General features: G+C 69.8%; 24 protein-coding genes. 18 read left to right on the top strand and 6 right to left on the bottom strand.

Going from position 1 to position 26,222, the window contains the following annotated elements:
- The 5 genes from VKZ50_02310 to VKZ50_02290 all read left to right on the top strand — a co-directional run.
- Positions 1 to 295, top strand: a 295-nt coding sequence (locus tag VKZ50_02310; protein ID HLJ58543.1) for a hypothetical protein, incomplete at its 5' end; no start/stop codon positions are given.
- A 13-nt stretch (positions 296 to 308) separates the two neighbouring features.
- Positions 309 to 1,361: an L-threonine 3-dehydrogenase gene (tdh, locus tag VKZ50_02305; protein ID HLJ58542.1), complete on the top strand. Its 1,053-nt coding sequence runs from the start codon at positions 309 to 311 to the stop codon at positions 1,359 to 1,361.
- Between the two features lie 43 nt (positions 1,362 to 1,404).
- Positions 1,405 to 2,586 carry a glycine C-acetyltransferase gene (locus VKZ50_02300; protein HLJ58541.1) on the top strand — a complete coding sequence of 394 codons (1,182 nt, stop codon included), beginning with the start codon at positions 1,405 to 1,407 and terminating at the stop codon, positions 2,584 to 2,586.
- 48 nt (positions 2,587 to 2,634) lie between these two features.
- Positions 2,635 to 3,435, top strand: a complete 801-nt coding sequence (gene dapB / locus VKZ50_02295; GenBank protein ID HLJ58540.1) for a 4-hydroxy-tetrahydrodipicolinate reductase — start codon at positions 2,635 to 2,637, stop codon at positions 3,433 to 3,435.
- A 76-nt stretch (positions 3,436 to 3,511) separates the two neighbouring features.
- Complete coding sequence (locus tag VKZ50_02290; GenBank protein HLJ58539.1) at positions 3,512 to 4,687, top strand: FAD-binding oxidoreductase; 1,176 nt, start codon at positions 3,512 to 3,514, stop codon at positions 4,685 to 4,687.
- A gap of 101 nt (positions 4,688 to 4,788) precedes the next feature.
- Here the strand turns inward: VKZ50_02290 and VKZ50_02285 are convergent, their stop codons facing one another.
- The 4 genes from VKZ50_02285 to VKZ50_02270 form a co-directional block, all read right to left on the bottom strand.
- Entirely contained in the window at positions 4,789 to 5,736 is a 948-nt protein-coding gene (locus VKZ50_02285; protein HLJ58538.1) for a universal stress protein, read from the bottom strand.
- 87 nt (positions 5,737 to 5,823) lie between these two features.
- Positions 5,824 to 7,143 carry an Nramp family divalent metal transporter gene (locus VKZ50_02280; protein ID HLJ58537.1) on the bottom strand — a complete coding sequence of 440 codons (1,320 nt, stop codon included), beginning with the start codon at positions 7,141 to 7,143 and terminating at the stop codon, positions 5,824 to 5,826.
- Positions 7,144 to 7,504: 361 nt separating this feature from the next.
- Entirely contained in the window at positions 7,505 to 8,152 is a 648-nt protein-coding gene (locus tag VKZ50_02275; GenBank protein ID HLJ58536.1) for a metal-dependent transcriptional regulator, read from the bottom strand.
- 368 nt (positions 8,153 to 8,520) lie between these two features.
- A complete protein-coding gene (locus VKZ50_02270) occupies positions 8,521 to 10,359 on the bottom strand; it encodes a phosphoenolpyruvate carboxykinase (GTP) (GenBank protein HLJ58535.1) in 1,839 nt (612 codons plus the stop codon).
- Positions 10,360 to 10,677: 318 nt separating this feature from the next.
- On the opposite strand from VKZ50_02270, the gene VKZ50_02265 reads away from it, so the two are divergent.
- From VKZ50_02265 to VKZ50_02220, 10 genes are all read left to right on the top strand, one after another.
- A complete protein-coding gene (locus tag VKZ50_02265; protein ID HLJ58534.1) occupies positions 10,678 to 11,751 on the top strand; it encodes an isocitrate/isopropylmalate family dehydrogenase in 1,074 nt (357 codons plus the stop codon).
- A gap of 53 nt (positions 11,752 to 11,804) precedes the next feature.
- Complete coding sequence (gene glp, locus VKZ50_02260; protein HLJ58533.1) at positions 11,805 to 13,049, top strand: gephyrin-like molybdotransferase Glp; 1,245 nt, start codon at positions 11,805 to 11,807, stop codon at positions 13,047 to 13,049.
- Between the two features lie 38 nt (positions 13,050 to 13,087).
- Positions 13,088 to 13,690, top strand: coding sequence for a cyclic pyranopterin monophosphate synthase MoaC (gene moaC, locus VKZ50_02255; GenBank protein HLJ58532.1), 603 nt, complete (start codon positions 13,088 to 13,090; stop codon positions 13,688 to 13,690).
- On the top strand, positions 13,687 to 14,211 hold the full coding sequence (locus VKZ50_02250; protein HLJ58531.1) for a MogA/MoaB family molybdenum cofactor biosynthesis protein: 525 nt from the start codon (positions 13,687 to 13,689) through the stop codon (positions 14,209 to 14,211). Before moaC ends, VKZ50_02250 begins: the two co-directional genes overlap by 4 nt.
- An 86-nt stretch (positions 14,212 to 14,297) precedes the next feature.
- Positions 14,298 to 16,262 (top strand): ABC-F family ATP-binding cassette domain-containing protein, encoded by a 1,965-nt coding sequence (locus tag VKZ50_02245; GenBank protein ID HLJ58530.1) that lies wholly within the window; start codon positions 14,298 to 14,300, stop codon positions 16,260 to 16,262.
- Positions 16,255 to 16,641: a PaaI family thioesterase gene (locus VKZ50_02240; protein ID HLJ58529.1), complete on the top strand. Its 387-nt coding sequence runs from the start codon at positions 16,255 to 16,257 to the stop codon at positions 16,639 to 16,641. The genes VKZ50_02245 and VKZ50_02240 overlap by 8 nt, the downstream gene beginning before the upstream one ends.
- A gap of 4 nt (positions 16,642 to 16,645) precedes the next feature.
- Complete coding sequence (smpB, locus tag VKZ50_02235) at positions 16,646 to 17,140, top strand: SsrA-binding protein SmpB (protein HLJ58528.1); 495 nt, start codon at positions 16,646 to 16,648, stop codon at positions 17,138 to 17,140.
- Between the two features lie 537 nt (positions 17,141 to 17,677).
- A complete protein-coding gene (locus tag VKZ50_02230) occupies positions 17,678 to 18,412 on the top strand; it encodes a (Fe-S)-binding protein (protein ID HLJ58527.1) in 735 nt (244 codons plus the stop codon).
- Positions 18,409 to 19,848, top strand: a complete 1,440-nt coding sequence (locus VKZ50_02225; protein HLJ58526.1) for a LutB/LldF family L-lactate oxidation iron-sulfur protein — start codon at positions 18,409 to 18,411, stop codon at positions 19,846 to 19,848. The genes VKZ50_02230 and VKZ50_02225 overlap by 4 nt, the downstream gene beginning before the upstream one ends.
- Positions 19,838 to 20,509: an LUD domain-containing protein gene (locus tag VKZ50_02220; protein HLJ58525.1), complete on the top strand. Its 672-nt coding sequence runs from the start codon at positions 19,838 to 19,840 to the stop codon at positions 20,507 to 20,509. The genes VKZ50_02225 and VKZ50_02220 overlap by 11 nt, the downstream gene beginning before the upstream one ends.
- 36 nt (positions 20,510 to 20,545) lie before the next feature.
- Here VKZ50_02220 and VKZ50_02215 read toward each other — a convergent pair whose 3' ends face one another.
- On the bottom strand, positions 20,546 to 22,147 hold the full coding sequence (locus VKZ50_02215; GenBank protein ID HLJ58524.1) for an amidohydrolase family protein: 1,602 nt from the start codon (positions 22,145 to 22,147) through the stop codon (positions 20,546 to 20,548).
- 6 nt (positions 22,148 to 22,153) lie between these two features.
- Complete coding sequence (locus VKZ50_02210; GenBank protein HLJ58523.1) at positions 22,154 to 23,578, bottom strand: amidase family protein; 1,425 nt, start codon at positions 23,576 to 23,578, stop codon at positions 22,154 to 22,156.
- A gap of 192 nt (positions 23,579 to 23,770) precedes the next feature.
- Between VKZ50_02210 and VKZ50_02205 the strand changes: the two genes are divergently transcribed.
- The 3 genes from VKZ50_02205 (at position 23,771) to VKZ50_02195 (ending at position 26,135) form a co-directional block, all read left to right on the top strand.
- A complete protein-coding gene (locus VKZ50_02205) occupies positions 23,771 to 24,004 on the top strand; it encodes a hypothetical protein (protein HLJ58522.1) in 234 nt (77 codons plus the stop codon).
- A gap of 70 nt (positions 24,005 to 24,074) precedes the next feature.
- Positions 24,075 to 25,418 (top strand): NADP-dependent malic enzyme, encoded by a 1,344-nt coding sequence (locus VKZ50_02200; GenBank protein ID HLJ58521.1) that lies wholly within the window; start codon positions 24,075 to 24,077, stop codon positions 25,416 to 25,418.
- A 45-nt stretch (positions 25,419 to 25,463) separates the two neighbouring features.
- Positions 25,464 to 26,135, top strand: a complete 672-nt coding sequence (locus VKZ50_02195) for a CBS domain-containing protein (protein ID HLJ58520.1) — start codon at positions 25,464 to 25,466, stop codon at positions 26,133 to 26,135.
- Positions 26,136 to 26,222: the final 87 nt, after the last annotated feature.

The following is a 26,222-nucleotide window of genomic DNA, read 5'->3' as shown; positions in this document are numbered from 1 at the left end:
GGCAGCGCGGCAGGGTGGGGGCCCGCAGTCACTCTTCCACGAGTTCCGCCGCCACCCTGCCGTGCCCGAGACGCTCACGCAGGAGTTCGAGTTCCTGCGCCTGCTGCACCGGGCGACCCGCTGTTACGATCTGAACGCGATCCTGGCGTCCGATCCCGAGGTCCGGGACCTCCGAGAGGCGGTCGCCCGCACGGCCGCGTTGACCCTGTACGCGATGACGGCGTCCGACGAGCACGCGCACGCCGATCTCGACAACTATCGGCAGATCCTCACCGTTGCCGGGGCGCCGTCCTGAGGCGGGGTGGCCGATGACGACGGGCGCGATGCGAGCGCTGGTGAAGACCGAGCGAGGGCCGGGCTTCGAGATCCGGTCCGTGCCGATTCCCCGGGCCGGTCCCGGAGACGTCCTGATCAAGGTGTACGCCGGCGGCATCTGCGGGACCGATCTCCACATCGACGAGTGGGACGCGTGGGCGGCGTCGCGGGTGCACCCGCCGCGCGTGATCGGGCACGAGTTCTGCGGCACGGTCGTGGAGGTGGGGGCCGAGGTGCATGACGTCGCCGTGGGCGATTTTGTCTCCGGCGAGTGCCACCTCAACTGCGGCCGGTGTCACCTCTGTCGGGGCGGCGAGGCGCACATCTGCGAATCGATCCAGATCATCGGGGTGGATCGCGACGGCGCCTTCGCGGACTACGTCGTACTGCCCGCCCGCAACGCGTGGAAGCAGGACCCGGGCGTTCCGCGCGACGTGTCCGCGATCATGGATCCCTTCGGCAACGCGGTCCACACCGCGCTGGCGACGGATCTGACCAGCCGATCGGTGGTGGTCATGGGGTGCGGTCCGATCGGGCTGTGCGCGATCCTGATCGCACATCGCGCCGGCGCCTCGCCGGTCGTGGCCGCAGACGTGAGCCCGTACCGGTTGGCCCTCGCGCAGACGCTCGGTCCCGATCGGGTCGTGGACGGGCGCACGACGGACGTCGCGGCCGCGGTGCGCGAGATCACGCGGGGCGAAGGCGCCGACGTCCTGCTCGAGTTCTCCGGGAGTCCCGAAGGGGTGCATGCGGGGTTCGCCTCGCTGCGAAACGGCGGGTTTGCGGCGTTGCTCGGCCTCCCGCACCGCCCGTTCGAGGTGGACGTGGCGAACGAGATCGTCTTCAAAGGACTGCGCCTGCAGGGGATCTTTGGGCGGCGGCTGTGGCAAACCTGGCAGCAGGCGAGCGCGCTGCTGGCGTCCGGGCTCGACATCCGTCCGGTGATCACCCACCGGTTTCCCCTGGCGCGTCATCGCGAGGCGTTCGACCTGATGCGATCGGGCGAGTGCGGGAAGGTCATTCTCACCGTGGACGAAACGGCCTAGGGGCCGCGGCCACCGGCCGGCGCGCGCCGGAGGGGTGATGCGAATGAGCGATCCGCTCGCGTTCCTCGATGACGAGTTGCACGATCTGCGGGCCCGTGGGCTGTACCGCTGGCCGCGGGAGCTCCGGGGCGAGCAGGCGCCGGTGAGCGAGTACGACGGCCGCCGCGTCGTCAACCTCTGTTCCAACAACTACCTTGGCCTGGCGAATCACCCGGCGTTGAAGGCGGCCGCCCATGCCGCGATCGACGCCGACGGAGTCGGCTCCGGCGCGGTGCGGACGATCGCCGGCAACATGGCGATCCACGGTGAGTTGGAGCGCCGGCTGGCCGCGTTCAAGCGGACCGAGGCGGCGCTCCTGTACCAGTCGGGGTTCACCGCCAACGCCGGCACCGTGTCCGCGATCCTCGGCAAGGGCGACGTCGTCCTTAGCGACGAGCTGAACCACGCCAGCATCATCGACGGCTGCCGGCTCAGCGGGGCCGACCGCAAGATTTTTCCGCACAAGGACATCGGCGCGGCCCGCCGGTGCTTGGAGGAGGCGCGAGGCGCCCGGCGCGTGCTGCTGATCACCGACGGCGTGTTCAGCATGGACGGCGACGTGGCGCCGCTGCCGGCCCTGTGCGGGCTCGCCCGGGAGTTCGGGGCGATCATGATGGTGGACGACGCGCACGCCAGCGGCGTGATGGGTGCGAGCGGCCGGGGGACCGTTGAGCATTTCGGCCTGCACGGTCAGGTCGACATCCAGGTCGGCACGCTCAGCAAAGCGTGGGCCTGCCTCGGCGGCTACGTCGCTGGCCGGCGACCGCTCATCGAGTTTCTGATGCAGCGCGCCCGGCCGCTTCTGTTCAGCACGTCGCACCCGCCGTCCGTGGCGGCGACCGCGATCGCCGCCCTCGACCTGATCGAGCGCGACGACGGCGTCATCGCGCGCCTGTGGGAGAATACGCGGTTCTTCAAAGCGGGGCTGTCCCAGTTGGGGTTCGACACCGGCATGAGCGAGACGCCGATCACGCCGATCATGATCGGCGGAGAGGTCGAGGCGATGCGCTTCTCGGACCGGCTGTTCGAGGAGGGCGTGTTCGCGCTGGGGATCGCGTACCCGACGGTGCCGCGCGGCAAAGCCCGCGTGCGCACGATCGTCAGCGCCGGGCACACGCGCGGCGATCTTACCCACGCGCTCGAGGTGTGCGCGAAGGTCGGCCGGGAGATGCGGATCATCGGGTAACGGAACCCGGCTGCCGCCGTCGACGACCGGCGGGCCGAGGAGGCACGCATGGCGCTGCGGGTATGCGTGGCGGGGGCGACCGGCTGGGCCGGCGCGACGCTGACGCGGGCGATCGCGGACGCGGACGATCTCGAGTTGGTGGCCGCGGTGTCGCGGCGGCACGCCGGCCGCCGCGTCGGCGACGTGTTGGGCATCCCGCGCCTCACGGCGCCGCTCAGCCGCTCGGCCGACGAGGCGCTGGCCGCCGCGTGCGACGTCTTCGTCGAGTATACCCACCCCGACGTCGCCAAGGCGAACGTCGTCGCCGCGATCCGGCGAGGGGCCCACGTGGTGATCGGCACGTCGGGGCTGTCGGACGAGGACCTCGGCGAGATCGATGCGCTTGCGCGACAGCACCGCAGGGGCGTGCTGGCGGTGGGCAATTTCTCGCTTGCGGTCGTCGTGTTGCAGAAGTGCGCGGAACTGGCCGCCAAGTACCTCCCGCAGTGGGAGGTGATCGACTATGCCAGCGCCGGAAAGCCGGACGCGCCGAGCGGCACCGCGCGAGAACTGGCGTACCGGCTCTCCCGCGTCGGACGCCCGGAGCTGTCCGTCCCCATCGCCGAGACGCAGGGCCCGCCGGAGAGCCGAGGCGCGACACTGAACGGCGTTCAGGTCCACTCGATTCGGCTGCCCGGGTACGTGATCTCGGCCGAAGTCCTCTTCGGAGTGCTGGATCAGCGTGTCGCCTTCCGCTATGATGCCGGGAGCAGCCCGGACGCCTACGTGGAGGGCGCGTTGCTGGCCATCCGCCGGGTCGGCACGATCGTCGGGCTGAGGCGCGGGCTCGATGGCGTGATGGAGTTCTAGCGGACGGGTCCCGCGCGGAGGCGCGCGACGCCTTCGGGGTGCACGATGCCCCAGGCCCGACGGAGGGATGGGAGCGATGGCAGACCGGGTCGTCGTCGTTGGGGGCGGGGTGGTCGGCAGTTCGATCGCCTACTTCCTCGCGAACCACCCGCGCTTCTCCGGCGAGGTGGTTGTGCTCGAGCGGGACCAGACCTATCGCAGGGCGTCGTCCGCGCTCTCGGCCAGCGCGATCCGGCAGCAGTTCTCGACGGCCGTCAACATCGAGATCTCGCGCTTCGGCATCGAGTTCCTTCGCGACGTCGGCGCGCGCCTGGGAACCGAAGACGACCGGCCGGACATCGGATTGAACGAGCCCGGGTATCTGTTCCTCGCGACGCCGGCGGGGGTGCCCGTGCTCGAACGCAACCACCGCCTTCAGCGGGAACACGAGGTCGACGTCGCGCTGCTCGATCCGGCGGCGCTCGCGGCGCGGTTCCCCTGGCTCAAGACCGAGGGCGTCGCGGCGGGCTCGCTGGGATTGTCGGGCGAGGGTTGGTTCGACGGGTACGCGCTGCTGCAGGCCTTCCGTCGCAAGGCCCGGTCGCTCGGCGTGCGCTATGTGACGCAGGAAGTCACCGGATTTGTACGCGAGAGGTCGCGCGTGCGGGCTGCGGTGCTTGCAGACGGTTCGACCGTGCCATCCGACGTCGTCGTGAACGCCGCCGGCCCGTGGGCGGCGTCGGTGGCCGCCATGCTCGACGTCGATCTGCCGGTCCGCGCGCGCCGGCGGTGCGTGTTCATGATCGCGTCCCGCGAAGCCGCGTCCGGGTGCCCGCTCGTCATCGACCCGTCCGGTGTGTGGTTTCGCGCCGACGGCCCGAACTTTCTCTGCGGCATGTCCCCGGCGGAGGGCAGCGCCGACCCCGACGACGCGCCACTCGAGGTCGACGATCGTCTCTTCTACGATGTGATCTGGCCGATCCTGGCCTCGCGGGTACGGCCGTTCGAGGCCGTCAAGCTCCTCAAGAGCTGGGCCGGCTATTACGAGATGAACACGTTCGACCATAACGGCGTCGTCGGATCCCACCCGTCGCTGTCGAACGTCTTCTTCGCGAACGGCTTCAGCGGCCACGGCCTGCAGCAATCGCCGGCGGTCGGACGCGGTCTCGCCGAACTGATCGTCGACGGCGCGTACCGGAGTCTGGATCTGACGCCGCTGTCGTTCGCGCGCATCCTCGAACGGCGGCGTCTCGTCGAGCTCAACGTGATCTGACCCGAGGGCCGCTCGTGGGGACGCCGGTGCCCGCCGCCTCGCACCGCGACGGGCGGTCAGCGGTGTCGAGTCTGCCGGCGACGGAAGGCCGGGACCGCGTCTTAGGAGAGGATCGCTGAGCGATAGTCCGGCTCGACGATCGGCACGAGGAGGACGGGCGCCTGCGTGCGCTTCAAGAGTCGCGCCGCCACGCTCGGAGACCAGATCGCCTGCAGTCCCGCCCGGCCGTGGGTGGCGACCACAACGAGACCGTCCGCGTGCTCGGCGGCGTCGGATGCCAGTTCCGCCACGGGGCCCCCGCGACGCACTTCAGCGAAGGTGGGCACTCCCGTTGATCGCATGGACGCCGCCAGGTGTTCCAAGTAGGCCATGGCTTGCTCCCCCTGAGCATCCAGGAGCACGCGGGTCGCACTCGGCAGAAACGTGGCCTGCGGGAACTGCCTGCCCTCGACGGTTTCCAGTGTCGGGACAACCATCACGAGGCGGAGGTGCACGTCCAGCGCGCGCGCCAGGGTGCGGGCGAGCGGGAGCGCGGCCTCCGCGGCGGCGGTCCCGTCGAGCGACACCATGATGGTCCGCGGGGTGAACACCGGGGCGGCCTGTGTATTGGCGCGCGCCCGCACGAGCAGCGTCGAGCGCTGACTCAGCTGCAGCACCTGCTGGGCGATGGACCCCCAGAGCACATCCCGGATGCCCCCGGCTCCGTGCGTGCTCAGGAGCACGAGATCGCTCCGCTGCTCCTCGGCGTGGGCGGCGATGCTCTGCGCGACGTTCCCGACCGGCACTTCATGGACGTGGTACTCGACGAGGCAGCCGGTCGCCGCGAGCTGGCGTGCGAGCTCGGCCAGGTACGTTTCCGCGTCCAACCGGGTGGCCAAATGGGGCTCCCCGTGAACGCGGAACGGCGCATCCTGCTCGATCACGTGGAGCAACGCAATCGTCGCACCGAACGCCTCGGCGAGCCGCGCGGCGATCGGGAGCACGGCTTCGGCGAGACGCGACCCATCGAGCGACACCACCAGCCGCTGCACCGTGACTGGCACGGTCACGGCGGCCGCACGCGGCCTCGGTTCCTGCGTTGGTCCCAGGTGGTGCGGCGCAGACATCATCCTCGGCTCGCGGCTCGGCGCCACCGATCACCCAAACGTCGGGAGCTGCCCCCCGAAGGTCTGGTAGAGCAGGACCACGTTCAGCAGCAGGATGATCGCGGCGCAGCCGATGGCCAGCGCCGTCACGGCCGGGTGGTTCACGAGCTTCCCCATGAGGGCACGATTGCGCGTGAAGACGATCAGGGTGATCACCGGGATGGGGAGGGTGAAGCTGAGGACGACTTGACTGACCACAAGGGTCATGGTCGGGTTCAGGCCCAGATAGATCGCCGCGAGTGCTGGGATCAGCGTCGCGAGCCGCCGGAGCCAGATCGGGATTCGAAAGTTGACGAACCCCTGCATGACCACCTGGCCCGCCATTGTCCCGACGTGCGAGCTCGAGATCCCGGAGGCAATGAGGGAGATGCCGAAGAGCAGTGCCGACGCGCCACCCAGAAGCGGCGTCAACGTCTTGTACGCTGAATTGATATCGGCAACGTCGGCGTGGCCGGTAAAGTGGAACACCTTGGCCGCCATGAACAGCATCGCCATGTTCACCAAACCCGCCAGCGTCATCGCCACGATGACGTCGATCTTGTTGAAATTGAAGATTCGTCGTGCTTCGTCTTCGGTCGTCGGGACGATGCGGCCCTGGGTCAGACCCGAGTGTAAGTAGATCACGTGCGGCATGACCGTCGCGCCGATGATGCCTACCGCCAGCAGGACCGCGTTGTTCCCCGGCAAGCTGGGAACCACGCTGTGCAGGGCGACCTGCCCCCAGTCCGGCTTGGCGAGGAACGTCTCCGCCACATAGCACAGCGCGATCGCGCCCGCGCAGCCGCCGATGAACGCCTCGAGCTGGCGAAACCCGTTGCCCTGGAGCGCCAGGATCACGAACACGCCGATCCCGGTGATCAGCGCGGAGGTGAACATGGGAATCCCCGTGAGCAGGGTGATCCCGATTGCGGCCCCGAGGACCTCGGCGAGGTCGGTTGCCATCGCCGTGATCTCCTGGGTGATCCAGAGGACGTAGCTCACCCACGGTGCGAAGCGGGCGCGGCACATCTCGGCGAGGTTCAGACCCGTCGCGATCCCCAGCTTGGCCGCGAGGCTTTGAATCAGCATCGCCATCAGGTTCGCCATCAACACAACCCAGAGGAGGGCGTACCCAAACTGCGCTCCGCCCTGGATGTTCGTGGCAAAGTTCCCCGGGTCGATATAGGCGATGCACGCAATGAAGGCGGGCCCGACAAAAGGCAGGATCGCGCGCAGCCCGCGGGTTTTCCCCTCGATCGCGTCGCGAGCCGCGAGTTGGACTTTTGGGTGCGGCAGCGCGCTGATGTTCACCTCGGAATACTCTCGTGCCACGGCTTCCCCTCCAGCGTTACGTCGCGCCAGGCTAGACAGTGCTGTTGCCGGGACCCGCAGCGATGCATTCCCTGCGTGGACCACGACCGCCCCGCTTCCGGCGAAGCAGCGAGGCTGATGACAGCGCACGATTCGAGCACAACCGTAATGTCGGGCCACGATCGTATGAAATTAATTTAGAGCATACGAAAGGAGTTTGTCAACCCCGAATCTCTGCGATTGAGCGCGGCAGCGCGAGAGGCTCCCCGAGGCACCTGCCAGATCGTGCGGTCGTGGGTGGCGGCCACCGATAGCACGCGGGCCGCGCGAAGCGGGCAAAGACGAGGGCACTCGAATCCAGGCGTGCGGCGGCGCTTCTGTGCTACTGGATGTACACGTCGCCGCAGAGCGCTCGCGGCAGGGTAACGTGGCGCCCCTCGATTTCTACGCGGCATCCGCTGCTCCGTTGTGCCAAGACTGTGAGTCTGACCCCGGGGAGCACGCCCAGTTCGGCCAGGCGGCGCAGCGATGCGGGATCGCGGTCGCTCACGCGCGCCACCACGCCGGTTGCGCCCGGAGCAAACGTGGTCAGGTCGGGATACCGCACGTCGCGGATCGTCCCCTCCGCCGACGGAATCGGATCGCCGTGCGGGTCCGTCGTGGGGTCTCCCAACGCGGCCGCCATGCGGAGCTCTACATCGTCGGAAAGCACGTGCTCCATCTTCTCCGCTTCGTCGTGCACCTTGTCGAGGTTGACCCCTAAGTGTTGCGCGAGGTACAGCTCGATCAACCGATGATGCCGAATCGTTTCCAGCGCGATGCGTTGACCCGCCGTGGTCAGGGTGAGCCCACGATACCGGTGATACGAGACGAGCTTCAAGCGCGCCAACCGCTGCACCATCGCGGTCACCGTCGCCGGCGCCACGCGGAGTTCCTTCGCGAGGTCTGACGTCGCGACGGCGCCGCGTCCCTGCTGCAGCTTGTACACCGCCTTGAGGTAGTCTTCCATCACGCCGGTGATGAGGGGCATACACTTCTCCCGATGCGCTCTCGACGGTACAAGACACATGTAGCAGCCGCGGGTGCATGTGTCAATCCTGCCCGGCGCTCCCGGTGTCGGACGTGGGCAGAGGCGGCGACCCGCCACACCGTCTCGACCGGCCGCTTCGGTCGGGTCGAGGTGTGGGGGGATTGACACGCCCGCGCGCCGTCGCGCATGCGGGAGCCTGCCCCAGCACACGGGCGGCGGTCACCATGCAACGCACGCTGGGTCCGATCGAGGCGCGGGCGCTCGTTGGGTGGCGCTTGACGTCGCCGACGTTCCCGCCCACACACGTCGCGGCCGCCCCCCCGGCGGGAGCGGCCGCGATGCGTGCGGAGAGGCCGAGATGGCTGGCGCTATGCTCGCTCCGGCGCGAGGCGCCAGTGTTCCGGCGATCGCCACAGGCTCGACAGGGTCAGCTCCCTGATGAAGATCAGTTCCTTCGGCAGCTTGTCGTACAGCTGCGCGAACAGCTCCTCATGGGACAACAGTTCCTGCGTCCACGCCTCGCGGTCCACCGCCATGAGCTGCTCGAACTGTTCCCGGGTGACGCCCTCGAGCCCGCCCCAGTCGAGGTCGTCGTACCGCGGCATCCAGCCGATCGGGCTCTCCACCGAGTACCCGCGGCCGCGAGACCGGTCCACGATCCACTTCAGGACGCGCATGTTCTCACCGAACCCTGGCCACAGGAACCGGCCGTCCTTGTCCTTGCGGAACCAGTTGACGCCGAAAATCCGCGGCGGGTTCGGCAGTTCGCGGCCGAACTGGAGCCAGTGGTTGAAGAAGTCCCCCATGTGATACCCGCAGAACGGCAGCATCGCAAACGGGTCGCGGCGGACGCGGCCCACCGATCCCTCCGCCGCCGCGGTCGTCTCCGACCCCATCGTCGCGGCGAGGTAGATCCCGTAGTTCCAGTTGACCGCCTGATAGACGAGCGGCACCGTCGTGGTACGACGGCCGCCGAAGATCAACGCGGTCAGCGGGACGCCGTTCGGGTTCTCAAACTCAGGATCGATCGACGGGCACTGGCTCGCGGGCGCAGTGAAGCGGGCGTTCGGGTGCGCCGCCGGCTTCCCGCTGTCCGGGTCGTAGGGGTTGCCCTGCCAGTCGATCAGCCCGGCGGGCGGCTCGTTGGTCAGGCCTTCCCACCACACGTCACCGTCCGCGGTCAGCGCGGTGTTCGTGAAGATCGTGTTCTTGCTGATCGTGGCCATGATGTTGGGGTTCGTCGTCTCGTTCGTGCCCGGCGCGACCCCGAAGAACCCCGTCTCGGGGTTGATCGCGTACAACTGACCGTCGGGCCCCGGTCGGATCCACGCGATGTCGTCGCCGAGCGTCGTCGCCTTCCAGCCCTGGCGGCGGAAGTGCTCCGGCGGCACCAGCATCGCGAAGTTCGTCTTCCCGCACGCGCTCGGGAATGCGGCGGCGACGTACGTCTTCTCGCCCTCGGGTGAGGTGACGCCCATCAACACCATGTGCTCGGCGAGCCAGCCGTGGTCGCGCGCCATCCACGACGCGATGCGCAGCGCGAGGCACTTCTTGCCGAGGAGCGCGTTGCCGCCGTACCCGCTGCCGTAGGAGACGATCGCGCGCTCTTCGGGGTAGTGCACGATGTACTTCGTCTCGTTGCACGGCCACCGCACGTCCGGCTGGCCGGGCCGCAGCGGGGCGCCGACGCTGTGCAGGCATTTGACGAACGCGCCGTCGGCGAGCACGTCCAGGACGGGCTGGCCCATGCGCGTCATAATGCGCATGTTGGCGACGGCGTACGCGGAATCGGTGAGCTGCACCCCGATCTGTGCAAGCGGGGACCCGAGGGGCCCCATGCTGAACGGCACGACGTACATGGTGCGACCGCGCATGCACCCGTCCATCAGCGCCCGGAGAGTGCGCTTCATCTGCTGCGGCTCGATCCAGTTGTTGGTGGGCCCGGCGTCTTGTTTTCGGGTCGTGCAGATGAACGTGCGGTTCTCGACCCGCGCGGTGTCGCCGGGATCCGAGAACGCGGCGAACGAGTTCGGGCGCTTCGCCGGGTTGAGGCGCTGCAGCGTCCCCTGCCGGACCAGGAGGTCGGTCAGGCGGTCGTACTCTTCCTGGGAGCCGTCGCACCAGTGGATCTTGTCCGGCTTGCACAGCGCGGCGATCTCGTCGACCCACTGGAGTAGGGACTGGTTCTTGACGAGTTCCTTGACCATCGGCGTGTTGCCCCTCCCGAAACTCGTCCGGGCGCACCGGCCGACCCGCGCGCTCCGGTCGCCGCTCCTGTTCGGGGGCACGGCGCATCACTCCTCGTTCGGCGCCGACCGTTCCCGTCCCCGCTCGCGGCGTTTTCGTTACGATCCGTGCCCGCAATGAGGTGCAACGCCGACATCCATCGTGGGCGTCCCGCGCATCCAAGGAGGGAATTGCCCATTTCGCTGCGGAGATACCGTGCGGTAGCGGGCTCGGCCGCCTCCGCGGGCACCACGGTGCGGACCCCGGCGTAGAGCCGCGCTGGAAGGAGGGCGGGCGCGATGCGCCTCGTCGTGTTGCCCGGTGACGGCATCGGTCCGGAGATCTCGGACGCCACGGTCGGGGTGCTGGATCTCGTGAACCGCAGGCTGTCCCTCGATCTGACGCTCGAGACCCACGAGATCGGTCTCGCTCGCCTCCGGCGCGACGGCACGACGCTGCCCGCATCGGTGCTGGAGGCCGCGCGGCAGGCCGATGGTGTCGTGCTCGGCCCCGTGTCCCACTCCGACTATCCCCCGCGCGCGGAAGGCGGCGTCAACGTGTCCGCCGAACTGCGGGTCGCCTTCGACCTCTATGCCAACATCCGCCCCGCACGTTCGCGCGAGGGCCTGCCGTACTACGGCCGCACCCCGATGGACCTGGTGATTGTGCGCGAAAACACGGAAGGATTCTACGCCGATCGAAACATGTACTGGGGGAGCGGGGAGTTCATGCCCACGGCGGACGTCGCGCTCGCGATACGCAAGGTCACGGCGAGCGGCTCCCGGCGGATCGCGCAGGCGGCGTTCGAGATCGCGCGGCGTCGGCGCCGCACGGTGACCGCGGTGCACAAGGTCAACGTGCTCAGGGTGTCCGAGTCGCTGTTCCTGCGCGAGGTGCGCGCGGTCGCCGAGGCGTATCCGGACGTGGCGTACGCGGAGCAGCTGATCGACTCGATGGCGGCGCTGCTTGTGCGCGACGCTCGGCGGTTCGACGTGGTGGTGACCACGAACATGTTCGGGGACATCCTTTCCGACGAAGCCTCGGAACTGTCCGGCAGCCTGGGGCTCGGCGCGGCGATCAACGCGGGCGACGCGCGCTGCGTGGCGCAGGCGCAGCACGGATCCGCGCCGGACATCGCCGGACACGATCGGGCCAACCCGATCGCCCTCGTGCTCTCAGCGGCGATGCTGCTCGATTGGATCGCGCGAACGCGTGGCATCGACGGGCTCGCGCACGGAGCGCAGGCGATCGAGCGATCGGTGGACGCCGTGCTGCGGGATCCCGCGCGACGGACGCACGACATGGGTGGCGCGCTCGGGACGCGGGCGTTCACGGCGGTGCTGTGCGAGGAGATCGGACGGCGCCTCGGGTGACGCCGGAGCCCGAACCATCGCGCCCTGGGGCCTGTGTTATACTGATGTTTGCGATGCCCGGTTTGTCGACACTGCTCACACCCGAAGAGGCCAAGGCCCGCTTCGCCCGCCAGTACACTCCCCGTCCTCGCGGGACCGAGCGCGTGGCGCTCGAGGCCGCGTTTGGGCGCATCCTCGCGCGCGACGCGGTCGCGCCCGAGGACCTGCCGGAGTTCGATCGGTCCACGGTGGACGGGTACGCGGTGCGATCCGAGGATGTGGCCAGCGCCCGCGAGGGCGATCCCGTGGCGCTCACGCTGGCGGGCGAGGTGCTGATGGGCGAGGCGGCGGAGACCCCGGTGGCGCCCGCGGGGACGGTCCGTATTCCGACCGGCGGCATGCTGCCGGCGGGCGCGGACGCCGTTGTGATGCTGGAGGACGTCGATCTCCGCGGCGACGGCATCGTCGCGGTCGGGCGGCCCGTGCGGCCTGGGGACAACATCATCCGCCGCGCCGAGGACGTGCGCGCGGGCGACGTCGCACTCCGCCGCGGCGTGCGCCTCCGGCCGCAGGACGTCGGGCTGCTCGCGGCGATCGGCATCGTCGCGGTCGAGGTGTTCGTGCGGCCCCGCGTCGCGGTGCTCGCGACCGGCGACGAGGTGGTGCCGCCGTCGCGCCGTCCCGGCCCGGCGCAGGTGCGCGACGCGAATACGTACGCGATCGCGTCGCTGATCCGCCAGGAGGGCGGCGAACCACGGCCGTACGGCATCGTCGAGGATACGTACGAGGTGCTGCTCCACGCCCTCGCGGATGCGCGGGCGTCCTGCGACTTGGTGCTCGTCAGCGGCGGCACGTCGGTGGGGGAGAAGGACGCGGTGGCGCGCGCCATCGGAGAGCTCGGCCAGCCCGGCGTCATCGTGCACGGCGTCAGCATCAAGCCGGGCAAACCGACGATCCTCGCGGTCGTGGACGGCACGCCGATCGTCGGGTTGCCGGGGAACCCCGTGAGCGGCATGGTCATCTTCGACGTGTTTGTCCGCGCCATGCTGCGGGGTCTTGCCGGCGCCGAGGCGCCGCGCGCGTTCGGGCAGGTCGTGCGGGCGCGGATGGACCGCCGCGTCCCGTCGGCGGGCGTCCGGGAAGATCACGTTCGCGTGTACCTCGAGACGCGGGGAGAGGCGTTGTGGGCGGTGCCGCTGCTCGGAAAGTCGGGCATCATCACGACGATGACCCGCGCGGACGGCGTCGTCGTCGTGCCGCCTGGGCAGGAGACCGTAGACCAAGGCGCCGAGGTCGACGTCCACCTGTTTCCTCCATGACTCGCCGGTCCGGCGCGCGTCGACGACCCCGCTCGAGCGTGCGCGGGTTGACGCATCTCGACACCCGCGGCCGGGCGCGCATGGTGGACGTCGGCGACAAGCCGGAGACCGTTCGCGAAGCGGTGGCGCGCGGCGAGGTCGGAATGACGCGGGCCGCGCTGCGCGCGGTTACCTCCCGATCGGCACGCAAAGGCGACGCGCTCGCGGTCGCACAGGTCGCGGCGATCGCGGCCGCCAAGCGCACCTGGGAGCTCGTGCCGCTGTGCCACGCGATTCCGTTGACCGGTGTCTCTGTGGATCTCACCCCGGACATCCGGCGGTCGTGCGTGCAGATTGAGGCTCGGGTCCGGACGGTCGGGCGCACGGGCGCGGAGATGGAGGCGCTCGTTGCGGTCGCGGTCGCCGGTCTCACGGTGTACGATATGTTGAAGGCGATCGAGCGCGGCATGGTGATCCGTCGGATCCGGTTGGTCCGGAAGACCGGAGGCAAGTCGGGGACGTACACGCGCGCCGGCGAGTCTCTGTTGGTGGCGCCCGCTCGAGCGATGCGGATGCGCGGGGGTCTCGGACGTCGTGCCGCGAAGACGTCGCGGAGGCCCGCCGGGGCTCCGGCGCGCGAGGCGCTGGGGAGGCGCGGATGAGCGAAGAGAAGCGGCTGCACGGCGTGCGCTGCGGCGTTCTCACCGCGAGCGACCGGGTGAGCCGCGGAACGGGCAAGAACGAGAGCGGCCAGTATCTGGCGCAGATCCTCACGGCACACGGCGCGGACGTCGTGGCGCATGTCGCGGTGCCCGATGACCTCGAGACGATCGCCCGGACCCTCGCCGACATGGCCGATACGCTGCAGGTGGATCTGGTTCTGACCACCGGCGGCAGCGGGGTGGCGCCCCGCGACGTTACGCCCGAGGCCACGCTCCGGGTGATCGAACGGCACGTGCCAGGGATCCCAGAGGCGGCCCGCATCGCCACCGCCGCGCGCTCACCGCTCGCGATGCTCTCTCGGGCCGTGGCGGGCATCCGGGGACGCACGCTGATCGTCAACCTACCCGGTAGCCCGCGAGCCGCGCGCGAGTGGATGGACGTCATCCTGCCGATCCTGCCGCACGTCGTGGAATTGCTGCAGGAACGTCCGCTCGAGTGGGGGCGCGAGCACAACCCCTGACCCCGATCGCCTGCGCTTGACACTGCGGGCCGGGCCCAGTACACTCGGGCAGGTCCGCGTCGCGCGCGGAAAAGGACTCGACAACGATGCCGCTGCTCAGCGTGTCCAATCTCACAAAGACGTACGGCGGCGTGACCGTGCTCGCCGGCGTCGCCTTTGCCATCGAGCCGGGCGACAAGGTCGGCCTCGTCGGCCGGAACGGCGCGGGCAAGACGACCGTGCTGCGGTTGCTGGCGAGGCTCGACACGCCTGACGACGGCGCAGTCGCGGTTCGGCCCGGGGCGGGGGTCGGCTACCTGGCGCAACTGCCGGACACGAGCGACGGCCACACCCTGTGGGAAGAAGCCGCGGGGGCCTTTTACGGTCTCCGGCAGATCGAACGGCGCCTGCACGAGGCCGAGGTCCGGTTGGCGGCCCCCGAGGTGCACGGGGACGACGCGCTCCTGGCCGAAGCCCTCGAAGAGTACGGTCGCCTGCGCGATCGTTTCGAAACGACCGGTGGGTTTACTTATGAGGCGGAGATCCGCCGGACGCTCGCCGGTCTTGGCTTTCGCGAGAGCCAATACACGCAATCCTTGGCGTCGATGAGCGGCGGGCAGCAGTCGCGCGCGGCACTGGCGCGGCTCCTCCTTTCCGCGCCGGACCTGCTGCTGCTCGACGAGCCGACGAACCATCTGGATCTCGAGGCGCTCGAGTGGCTGCAGGAGTTTCTGGTCGAGTACCGGGGCGCCGTGCTGCTCGTGAGCCACGACCGGTATCTGCTGGACGCCGCGACGACGCGCACGCTGGAACTGGACGGCGGACGGATCGACGAGTATCCGGGCAACTACTCCTACTACGCGACCGAGCGCGTTGCCCGGCACGCGCGGCAGCAGGAGGCGTTCGAACGCCAGCAGGAAGAGATCGAGGCGCTCAAAGAGTACATTCGACGGAACCACGCGGGCCAAAACGCCCGGCAGGCGAAGTCGCGCGAGAAGCGTCTCGCCAGAATCCAACCGGTCGAAGCGCCGAAGACCGCCCGCACGCTCTCGTTCCGCCTGGATACGCCCCGTCGCGGGCCGCAGGTGGTGCTCCGCGCCCGGAACGTCACGAAGCGGTTTGGGCACGCCGAGGTGCTCCGCCACGTCTCGTTTGAGATCCGGCGCGGCGAGAAGGTGGGCCTGATCGGCCCGAACGGGACGGGCAAGACGACACTGCTTCGGATCGTCACGGGCGCCGAGCCACCGACGTTCGGGACGGTTGAACCGGGACCCGGCGTTCGGTTCGGGTACTTCGCGCAGCACGCCGAAGAGACCCTGGACCTCGAACGGACGGTGCTCGACGAGGTGCTGGGCGAGCGGCGGATGTCCCCGGAGCAGGTGCGCACGCTGCTGGGACGGTTCTTGTTCTCGGGGGAGACCGCGTACAAGCGCGTGGGGCAGTTGAGCGGCGGCGAGCGGCGCCGCGTCGCCCTCGCCAAGCTCGTGCTGGACCGTCCGGACCTCTTGCTGCTGGACGAGCCGACGACCCACCTGGATCTCCCGTCGCTTGAGGCGTTGGAGGGCGCCCTGCGGGCGTTTCCGGGCGCGGTTCTGATCGTGTCGCACGATCGGTACCTGCTCGACCACATCGCCGAACGGCTGCTGGTACTTGGGAACGGCGAGTTGACCGCGGCCGCGGGGCCATACCACGCCTATCGAGGGGCGCTGGCTGCCCGGGGGTCGGCGCCTGCGACCGCCGCGGCCCCGTCGCGGGCACGCGGGGATGGCGACCCCGCACCCGCCGCAAAGGCGGAGGTCTCCGCGAGCGCTGGCGGGGAGCGTCGTGAGACCCGATCGCGCCCGGCTGCCGTCGCGCGGCGCGTGGCCGGTCCGAGCGCCGACGAGCTCGTGGCCAGGATCGGTGGGCTCGAGCGTGAGCAGGCCGATCTCAGCCGCCTCATGGGCGACCCCGAGCTCTACCGCGACGCCGATCGCGCGCGATTGACGGTGCGGCGTTATGAGGAGGTCAGCGCTGCGCTCGAGACCCTGTATGCCGAGCTCGAAAGCGCCGAGGAACAGACCGGTGCGTGACGCGGGGGGGTGTTTCGCCTGCGGCCAGCACAACCCGATCGGGCTGCGGTTGCGGTTTGCCGCGGAAGCACAGGGGATCCGCGCGGAGTTCACGCCCGGGCCGGAATACCAGGGATACGAGGGCGTGGTTCACGGCGGGATCGTCGCAGCGGCGCTGGACGACGCGATGGCGAACCTCGTGCACCTGCAAGGGCGAGAGGCGCTGACGGCGCGGCTCGAGGTGCGGTACCGGCGCGAGGCGCCGATCGGTCAGCGGCTCGTCGTCACGGCGACCGTCGTCCGGGATCGCGGACGGGTGTTCTCCGCGGAGGCACACCTCACGCTGCCGGACGGTACACGTCTGGCGGACGCGCGTGGGACGTTCGTGCGGGCGGGGTGACCCCATGCCGGCGGGCGGAAAGGTCGATGACGAGAGCCGCGTCGTGGTCACGAATCGGCGCGCGCGCCATGAGTACTGGATCGAAGAGACCCACGAGGCCGGCATCGCGCTGACCGGCACCGAGGTGAAGTCACTGCGCGCGGGCCGTGCGAACCTGCAAGACGCGTACGCCCGCGTGCAGAACGGCGAGGTCTGGCTGCATCACCTGCACATCAGCCCCTACGCACAGGGAAACATCCACAACCACGATCCGCTCCGGACGCGCAAGCTGCTGCTGCACCGCAACGAGATCGTCCGGTTGGGCCAGCGCGCGGAGCAGAAGGGCTATACGCTGGTTCCGCTTCGACTCTACTTCCGGAACGGGGTGGCGAAGGTGGAGCTTGGACTGGCGCGCGGCCGCCACGAGTACGACAAACGGGAGCGCATCGCGGAACGGGACGCGGCGCGGCGGATCGCCCAGGCGCTCGGCGCCCGCATCCCGCGCGGCCGCCGGCCCTAGCCACCCCCGCGTGCCGGTGCGCCCGCACCGCGCGACCCTTCGGAACCTCCGGGTCGTCGTAGGCGAGAACGGAATCCCGGCATCCCCCGGGAAGATCGGCGCACGGCGCGGACAGTACGCCTGTCTACGTCACGGAGCAGCAGATCGCGGAGATGCGCTGGCGTGCCAAAGCGGGTGAACTGCAGCCCTCGGGGTATTAGCGTGTCGGTTCGATGGGAGCGTGGGGGTGTCAGATTACCTCAGGATCAAGTGTCCGGTCGCCCACAGAAACAGTCCCGCGAGGATCATTAGCGGGATCAGCATGGTGTCCACCTCCTCTCACGATTTCCAAGCAGCGCGTCCAATTTCCTACCGCCCGGCCTTTTACCCCGCGGAGCCGTGGGCGAAACCTCGTTCGCCTCTGGGATGCCCGCGGCGCTCCCTGTGACTTCCTGACACTGGCGCGGGCTGTGACTCTGTGGCGCGCTGCATAGGTTATTCGCCCTTTCCTGGGGCAGGGGCCCCGCCGGCCCGGAGAGAAAGTCCCAGCCACCCACCATGACACGCGCGTCGCTTTTCATCACCTGTCTGGTTGACCACCTGTTTCCCAGCGTTGCCGGTGCGACGACGCGTGTGCTCGAGCGGCTCGGCGTACGGGTCCTCGTGCCCGCCGGGCAGACATGCTGCGGGCAACTGCCGTTCAACGACGGCTTCTGGGATGAGGCGCGCCGCGTCGCGGCGCATCACCTCCGGACGTTTGCGGACGTCGACGCCATCGTGACCCCGTCGGGGTCCTGCGCCGGCATGGTCCGGCACTTCTACCCGGTGCTCTTCGAGGGAGACCCGGCGTCGCTGGCACTGGCGGCGGCCGTAGGTGACCGAACCTACGAGTTGTCGGAGTTCCTCACGAAGCGGCTCGGTGTCGACGACGTCGGCGCGACGTTCCACGGGCGGGTCACGTACCTCGCTTCTTGTCACGGGTATCGCGAACTCGGCCTATACGAGCAGCCGCTGCGGCTGCTCCGGGCGGTGCGGGGTCTGGAATACGTGCCGCTTCCGGGCGTCGACGAGTGCTGCGGTTTCGGCGGGGCGTTTGCGGTGAAGATGGCCCCCGTGTCGGGCGCGATGCTCCGCTCTAAGATCGACGCGATTCGCGGCACCGGCGCTTCGGTCGTCACGGGCACCGATGCATCGTGCCTGATGCACGTCGGCGGCGGGTTGTCGCGCGGCGGCGCCGGCGTGCGCGCGCTGCATCTGGCGGAGATTCTCGCCGGCGAGGCGGTGTCCGGATGACGGCCGACCACGAACCGGGGGCGCCGATTGAGTTCATCGAGAACGCGCGCCGGGCGCTCGCCGATCCGCTGCTCCAGGCGAACCTGTCGCGATCGATGCACACCTTCCGCGGGAACCGTGCGCGGGTGCTCGAGGGTTTCCCCGAGTGGGAGACGTGGCGCGAGCAGGCGCGCGCGATTAAGGCGCACACGCTGGCGCACCTCGATCACTACCTGGACCGCTTCGACCGGCACGTGCGCGCCGCGGGAGGGCAGGTCCACTGGGCCGCCGACGCCGCCGACGCCCGCCGCATCATCGGCGACCTCGCCCGCCAGCACGGGGTCCGGCGGATCGTCAAGAGCAAGTCGTCGACGACGGACGAGATCGAACTGAACCCCGCGCTCGAGCGCGCGGGGCTGGAGGTCACGGAAACTGACCTGGGCGAGTTCATCGTGCAACTGGCGGGCGAGGCGCCGATCCACTTTATCGCCCCCGCGATCCACAAGAGCGCGCACGACGTCGGCATGCTGTTCGCCGACAAGATCGGGGCGCCGCGCACGGACGAGCCGGAGGCACTGACGCGGGCCGCGCGCGCGTACCTGCGCGAGCGGTTTCTGCGTGCGGAGATGGGCCTGACCGGTGTCAACTTTGGCGTCGCCGACACCGGCACCCTGGTCGTGTTCGAGAACGAGGGCAACGCGCGGATGGTGACGACGCTGCCGCGCGTGCACGTGGCGCTCATGGGGATGGAAAAACTCGTCCCGGACCTCGCCGCGCTCGCGGTTATGCTGCGCGTGCTCCCGATCAGCGCCACCGGCGGCCGGATGGCGGAGTACGTCTCGCTCATCACCGGTCCGCGGCGGCAGGGCGAGGCCGACGGCCCCGAGGAACTGCACGTCATCGTGCTCGACAACGGTCGGAGCCGCATCCTGGCCGATACGGAGGTCCGCGAGTCGCTGCAATGTCTGCGCTGCGGCGCCTGCCTCAATGTCTGTCCAGTCTACGAGCGCGCGGGCGGGCACGCCTACGGCTCGATCTACTCGGGGCCCATCGGTGCCGTGCTGACCCCGCTGTATCGAGGGCTCGCGCAGGCGGGCACGCTGCCGTTTGCGAGCTCGCTGTGCGGGTACTGCGCGGAGGTGTGTCCGGTCAAGATCGACCTCCCGCGGTTGCTCCTGGTCATGCGCCGGCGCGCGGCTGCGGCGGGCGAGGCCGTCACGGAGTTCGAGCGGTTCGGGATGCGTGCGTTCGCCTGGGCCGCGACGTCGGCGAGACGCTGGGCGTGGGCCGGGCGGGGGCTGCGGGCCATGCTGCGTCGGTTCGTGCGCGGGGATCGGATTCGGTCGCTGCCGGGGCCGCTCGGCGGTTGGACCCGTCATCGCGATTTTCCGGCCCCGCCCTCGCACTCGTTCCGGGAGGGCTCGGCGGCGCATCGCCGAGACGGCGATGGAGCGTAGTGCGTTCCTGGCGCGCGTGCGCGCGGCGACCGGGGCCCGGGCCCCGGGGGGGTTGCCTCGTTTCCTCGCGCCGTCCCCGACTCGCGACCGCGCCACCGTGCTGGCCGAGATGGCGGCCCGGTGGCGCCGTCCCCACGCGACGTGGCGGGAGGTGCCGTCCGCCGACACCGCCCACGCGGTCGTGGACGTGCTTCAATTCGCGCAGGCCCGGCGCGTCGTGGTCTCGGCCGATCCATGGCTGGATCGCCTCGGGATCGCGCCGGCCATTCAAGCCGCGGGGATCACCCTCGTGGAAGTTCCGCGCTCCCCTGAGGTGGTGCACGGGTCGCTACCGCAGGTCGACGCGGGGGTGACGGTGCCGACATACGCGGTGGCGGAGACCGCGACGCTGGTCGAGGTCGCGCGGCCCGAGCAGCCGCGCGCGCTCTCGCTCGTGCCGCCCGTGCACGTCGCGGTGCTGCGCGCGGCGGCCGTGCTGTCGGCGCTGGACGATCTCTTCGCGGTCCTCGGCGCGGGCCCGCTCGAGCACGCGGTGAGCTGCATCTCGGGAGCGAGCGGAACCGCCGACATCGGGCTGCAGCACATCACCGGCGTCCACGGGCCGGGAGACGTGCACGTGATCGTGGTCACCGACGCGGTATCTGCGCAGACGCCGGAGTAACATCCGCCGGGTCCGGCGTCCACGGCCGGGCCGTTCTCAGGCCGCCCGGCCGCCGCGGAGGACGTGGCCGGTTCGAGCGGGGGTGAGCGCCCCGTCGCGCGCGGCGACCCGCCCGCCCACCAGGACCGCCGTGATGCCGTCGGGAAACCGGTGCGGGTCGGCGTACGTGGCCGTGTCGCGTACCCGGACCGGGTCGAACACCACGAGATCCGCGATCATCCCGACCCGCACGATCCCACGGCGCCGCAGCCCCAGCCGTCGAGCGGGCCGGCTGGTCATGCGGGCCACCGCCTCTTCGAGCGTCAGGATGCCCTCGTCACGTACGTAGGGGCCCAGCACCCGCGGAAACGTGCCGTAACTCCTGGGATGTGGCCGGGCGGTCGCCGCACGGCCGTGCGGCCCCATGACCCAACCGTCGGACCCGACCTGCATCAGCGGGTGCCGCATCACGGTGCGGACGTCGTCCTCGGACATCATCCCGACCACCATGCCGACCGCGCCGTCGCTGTCGACTAAGAGATCGAAGGCGGCGTCGCAGGGAGTCCGGCCCCACAGTCGCCCGATCTCTGCGAGCGTCCGGCCGTTGAATTCCGGATGGGCCGGGTTGTTGGAGATGAAGACCCGATCCCAGCCGGCCTCGCCGATGAGATTGTGCCATCCGGGGAGGCCCGCGTCGATCTCGGCGCCGATCCGCTGCCGCGCGACACCGTCGCGGAGGCGGCGCAGCAGCGCGCGCATCCCGCCGTCGTGCGCCCACTGCGGCATGCCGGCGGCCAGCAACGTGCTTCCCATGGTGTACGGGTACTGGTCGAAGGTGACGTCCTGCGTCGCCCGGGCCTCGTCGAGGAGGCGCAGCGCGTCGGCGACCTTACCCCAGTTGCGCCGCCCGGCGGCCTTGAGATGCGACACGTGAACCGGGAGCCCGGCGCGTCGGCCGATCTCGAGCGCCTCGCGGATCGCTGGGAGCAGCGTGTGGCCTTCGCCCCGGATGTGGGACGAGTAGAAGCCGCCCGCCGCCCGCGCGGCGGACGCGACCGCGACGACCTCCTCGGTGTCCGCGAAGGAGCCCGGTGGGTAGATCAACCCGGTGCTGACCCCGCGCGCGCCGGCCCGCATCGCGTCCTCGACCAACCGCGCCATCTCGGCGATCTCGGCCGCGGCCGCCGGGCGCTGCTCGAAGCCGATCGCGGCGATGCGCACGGCCCCGAGTCCGACCAGCGAGACGACGTTCACGCCCGGCCGCTCCCGTTCGACGGCCGAGAGGTACTCGTCGAACGTGCGCCACGACCACGGGAGATCGGCGTCGAATAACCCGGCGAACTGCCGCACCTCGTCGAGTCGGCGGGGTTCCAGCGGGGCGGGAGAGAACCCGCAGTTGCCCACGACGATGCACGTCACGCCCTGGAGAAGATAGCTGTCTGCCTGCGGCCGTTCGAAGATCGTGAAGTCGCAGTGCGTGTGCATGTCGATAAAGCCGGGCGCGACGACGCGGTCCCGCGCATCCCACTCGGCGGCCCCGCGTCGGTGCCGCAGGTCGCCGATCGCGACGATCTCGCCCCCTGCGATGCCGACGTCGGCGCGTACGCTCGGGGCGCCGGTGCCATCAACGACCGTGCCGTGCCGGATGATCAGATCCACGGCGCCTCAGCCCACCGGCGGCCGGTGTTGCGCCCACGGTTGGATCGCCTCGAACGCGGCCGACGCCCGGAGCACCAGCGCGTCCGCGTGCCACCGCCCGACGATCTGCAGGCCCACCGGCAGTCCCTCTGACGTGAAGCCGCACGGTACCGTTGCGGCCGGCTGGCCGGTCAGGTTGAACGGGTAGGTGAACGGGAGCCGGTCGAAGATGGTGGGGGTCGGCCGGCCGTCGATCTCACGAGGTCCCTGGACGGCACCCGGCTCCGCGGACCACGCGCCGACCGGCATCTGCGGCGTCAGCAGCAGGTCGTACGTCTCGAAGAAGCGTCGGACCGCGTTCTGAAACTCGGTGCGCGCCAGCAGCGCTTGTTGATACTCGATCGCGCTCAACTGTCCGGCGTTGAGCAGCATCTGCGCCAGGCTCGGCTCGATCCAATCCGGGCGCTCGACCGCGCGATCGATGTTCCGCGCGGCGACCCCGACCTCCCAGATGATCTTGTGAAAATCGCGGGGGTTGGGCCAGTCCACCGCGGGGGCCTCGACCGTAGCCCCTGCGGTGGCGAACCGCCGCGCCGCCGCTTCGGCGATGCGGCGCACATCCGGATCCACGGCGCCGAACCCCAGGTCGCCGCTCCAGGCCACGCGCAGTCCGGTGAGATCGCCGTCGCACGCGGCGAGGTAGTCTTCCGGGGGCGCGTCGATCGTCAACGGGTCGCGCGCATCGGGACCCGCCATGACGGCCAACGCCAGCGCCGCGTCCCGAACCGTACGAGTCATCGGGCCGTTGTGGGACCGGGCGGACCAGTAGTCCGCGTTCGGATGGTAGGGCACGCGTCCGAACGAGGGCTTGAGCCCGTAGATACCACACAACGCCGCCGGGATCCGGATCGACCCCGCCCCGTCCGAGCCGTGCGCGATCGGAATCAGCCCCGCCGCCACCGCGGCGCCCGCGCCTCCGGAGGATCCTCCTGGCGTCCGGTCCAGCTTCCAGGGATTCCGACACGGGGGACCGATCAGATTGTCGGTCATGTCCTTATGGCCGAAGTGGGGCGTGTTCGTCTTGCCGAGCAGGATGCCGTCCGCTTTCCTGAGACGCTCCGCGATGACGCCGTCCTCGTCGGGCACGTGGTGCTCGAAGAACTTCGAGCCGTACGTCGTGCGGATCCCCGCGGTGGGCTCGAGATCCTTGAGGGCGTAGGGGATGCCGTCCAGCGGACCTCGCAGCGTGTCGGTTCGAGCGCGTGCCTCCGCCTCGCGCGCCTGGGCGCGAGCGCGATCCGCCGTCACCGTCAGATAGGCGTTGAGGGTAGGGTTCAGACGTTCGATGCGGGCGAGAAGCGCGTCGACGAGTTCGACCGGCGACACCCGCCGGTCGGCGATCAAGCGTTTCAGCTCAAGAGCGGGCGTAAAGCACAGATCGGTCGCATCCATGCGTCGGCCTCCCGGGGTCCAGGACCCGCGTCTTCGCCCTTACTTCACGGCCGGCGAGCGCCCCCCCTCGTTCACGTGGCGTGCGCCGGGCCGGGAGGGGCGATCCGTCCAGCCCAGCGCCCGAATCGGTCCGGCGCCCGATGGGTCGAGGCGCTATGGCCTGGTAGGCTGGACCGGGAGGAGGTGAGGGCCGTGATGCGCGTGGACGAGGAGTTCCTGACGTACGTGACGATCGAGCAACGGCTCCTCAGCGCCGCCGGGGACCTGCGCCGCGCCAGGGCGAGACTTGAGGGGCCCGGGATGCTCACGAGCCAGGTCCAGGACGCTCTCACCGCGCTCGACCGCGCGGTCGATCTCGCGCGCTGGGCGAAGCGTGTCGCGCTGCAGGAATGGAAGGACGCGCTCGACGCGGGGCGCGCGGCCTAGCCACGATCCGCCGGCGGGTGCGGCCGGTTGGTTCCGCGCCAAGTGATCTCAAAGAGGGGTGTTGTCGGCAATGGGCAATCAACCTGATTCCGCCGTGCAGACTCGACGGTATGACAAACAAGCGCTCGATCTCCACCTGGCGTACCACGGGAAGATCGAAATGGTCCCCAAGGTGCCGATCATCGGCCAGGACGCGTTCAGCATCTGGTACACGCCCGGCGTCGCTCAACCGTGCCTCGCCATCCGCGACGATCCCGCGTTGTCCTTCAGCCTCACCAACCGCGGCAACAGCGTCGCGATCCTGACGAACGGGTCGCGCGTGCTCGGGCTGGGTGACATCGGCCCTGCGGCGGCGATGCCGGTGATGGAAGGCAAGGCGCTCCTGTTCAAGTACCTGGGCGGGGTGGACGCCATTCCCCTGTGCATCGAGACGCACGACGCGGAGGACGTGATCCGGGCGGCGCACCTGATCGCGCCCAGCTTCGGCGGCATCAACCTGGAGGATATCCGGCAGCCCGATTGTTTTCACGTGTTGAGCCGGTTGCGCCACGAACTGGACATCCCCGTGTTCCACGACGATCAGCAGGGGACGGCCACCGTGACGCTCGCGGCCTTATTGGGCGCGCTTGGGGTTGTGGACAAACGTCTCGACGAGGTCGTCATCGCCGTGGTCGGAGCGGGGGCGGCGGGTATCGCGACCACGCGGCTGTTGATCGCGGCCGGGGCGGATGCGGGACGCATCTACATGTGTGATACGAAGGGGTTGCTCCACCGTGGCCGGACGGATCTGATCGGGGCGTATCCGGACAAGTGGATGATGTGCCGCGCGACGAACGCCGAGGACCGGCAGGGCGGTATCCCGGAGGCGATGCGGCGTGCGGACGTGGTTCTGGCACTCGCGGCGAGCTGTCCCGGGAGCATCCGGCCGGAGTGGATTCGTACGATGAACGATTCCGCCATCGTATTCGCCTGCGCGAACCCCGAGCCTGAGATCTGGCCGTGGGACGCGCACGCCGCGGGAGCCCGCGTGGTGGGCACCGGGCGCTCGGATTTCCCGAACCAGGTCAACAACTCGCTCGGATTCCCGGCGATCTTCCGCGGCGTCCTCGACGTACGCGCGCGGACGATCACCGACGAGATGTGCATCGAAGCTGCCAAGGAGATCGCTCGCTGCGCCGTCGAGATGGGCGTGAGCGAGACCGCGGTGATCCCTCCCATGACGGCGTGGGAAGTGTACCCGCGGGTGGCAGCCGCGGTTGGCACCAAGGCGATCGAGACAGGTGTGGCGAGGCTGCGGCTCGGCCGAGACGAACTGGAGCGGGTCGCGCGGGACCGGATCTGCGCGGCACGCCGGGTGGTGGCCGCGGCCCAGCAGGCCCGGGAGGCGGAAGACGGTCGGGTACCGCACGGATAGGCGACGGCGGACGCCGGGCGTCGCGCACCCGGGGGGAGGACACCGATGATGTCGACCACGAAGGACGCACAGCGTAACTTGACCGCGGTAGACGTGATGACGTCCCCGGTCGAGGTCGTGGGACCTACCGCCGACGTCCGCGAGGTGGCGAATTTGATGCTGACCCGTCGGATCAGCGGGATTCCCGTGGTCTCCGAGCACGGAGAGATCCTCGGGATCGTGACCGAGGGCGACCTGCTGCACAAGGAGACGGCGGACGCGACGCCGCGGACCGCATTTGGCGAAGCGACTGCGGAGCGGCCGGCCCGGATCGAGAAATCCCACGGGGTCACCGTGGGCGATCTGATGACCACACCGGTCATCACCGTTGGGGACGATGCCTCCGTCCGTGAGATCGCGGAGCTGATGCTGCGCAAGCGCATCAAGCGGATCCCCGTCGTGCGGAACGGGCGGCTCGTCGGGATCGTATCCCGCGCGGACGTGCTTCGGGGTCTCGTGCGGCCCGACGAGGCGGTGGCGACCGCCGTGCGGCAGGTGCTCCGCGACGGGGTCCGGATCGATCTTAGTCACCTCCGGTTCTGGGTGCGGAACGGCGTCGTGTCCCTCGAGGGTGTGGTGGAGTCGCGATGCGAGCGAGAGCTGGCGCGGCGTGTGGTCGAGGCGATCGATGGCGTGGTCCAAATCGACGACCGCATCACGTGCCGCGTCGCTGACTAAACGCGCGCGGCGCCGCGGGCAGCCGCGTCGAAGAGGGACACGCGCCACGGCGTCGCGACTCGGCACGGATGGCTAGTCCATAGGCAG

The sequence above is a fragment of the bacterium genome (assembly GCA_035295165.1).
Lineage (GTDB): Bacteria > Sysuimicrobiota > Sysuimicrobiia > Sysuimicrobiales > Segetimicrobiaceae > JAJPIA01.
This window is presented reverse-complemented; position numbering and strand designations above follow the sequence as displayed.

Coding starts and splice junctions, on each gene's coding strand:
- tdh (HLJ58542.1), top strand. CDS start 309: ATGACGACGGGCGCGATGCGAGCGCTGGTGAAGACCGAGCGAGGGCCG.
- VKZ50_02300 (HLJ58541.1), top strand. CDS start 1,405: ATGAGCGATCCGCTCGCGTTCCTCGATGACGAGTTGCACGATCTGCGG.
- dapB (HLJ58540.1), top strand. CDS start 2,635: ATGGCGCTGCGGGTATGCGTGGCGGGGGCGACCGGCTGGGCCGGCGCG.
- VKZ50_02290 (HLJ58539.1), top strand. CDS start 3,512: ATGGCAGACCGGGTCGTCGTCGTTGGGGGCGGGGTGGTCGGCAGTTCG.
- VKZ50_02275 (HLJ58536.1), bottom strand. CDS start 8,152: ATGCCCCTCATCACCGGCGTGATGGAAGACTACCTCAAGGCGGTGTAC.
- VKZ50_02270 (HLJ58535.1), bottom strand. CDS start 10,359: ATGGTCAAGGAACTCGTCAAGAACCAGTCCCTACTCCAGTGGGTCGAC.
- VKZ50_02265 (HLJ58534.1), top strand. CDS start 10,678: ATGCGCCTCGTCGTGTTGCCCGGTGACGGCATCGGTCCGGAGATCTCG.
- glp (HLJ58533.1), top strand. CDS start 11,805: ATGCCCGGTTTGTCGACACTGCTCACACCCGAAGAGGCCAAGGCCCGC.
- VKZ50_02250 (HLJ58531.1), top strand. CDS start 13,687: ATGAGCGAAGAGAAGCGGCTGCACGGCGTGCGCTGCGGCGTTCTCACC.
- VKZ50_02245 (HLJ58530.1), top strand. CDS start 14,298: ATGCCGCTGCTCAGCGTGTCCAATCTCACAAAGACGTACGGCGGCGTG.
- smpB (HLJ58528.1), top strand. CDS start 16,646: ATGCCGGCGGGCGGAAAGGTCGATGACGAGAGCCGCGTCGTGGTCACG.
- VKZ50_02230 (HLJ58527.1), top strand. CDS start 17,678: ATGACACGCGCGTCGCTTTTCATCACCTGTCTGGTTGACCACCTGTTT.
- VKZ50_02225 (HLJ58526.1), top strand. CDS start 18,409: ATGACGGCCGACCACGAACCGGGGGCGCCGATTGAGTTCATCGAGAAC.
- VKZ50_02220 (HLJ58525.1), top strand. CDS start 19,838: ATGGAGCGTAGTGCGTTCCTGGCGCGCGTGCGCGCGGCGACCGGGGCC.
- VKZ50_02210 (HLJ58523.1), bottom strand. CDS start 23,578: ATGGATGCGACCGATCTGTGCTTTACGCCCGCTCTTGAGCTGAAACGC.
- VKZ50_02200 (HLJ58521.1), top strand. CDS start 24,075: ATGGGCAATCAACCTGATTCCGCCGTGCAGACTCGACGGTATGACAAA.
- VKZ50_02195 (HLJ58520.1), top strand. CDS start 25,464: ATGATGTCGACCACGAAGGACGCACAGCGTAACTTGACCGCGGTAGAC.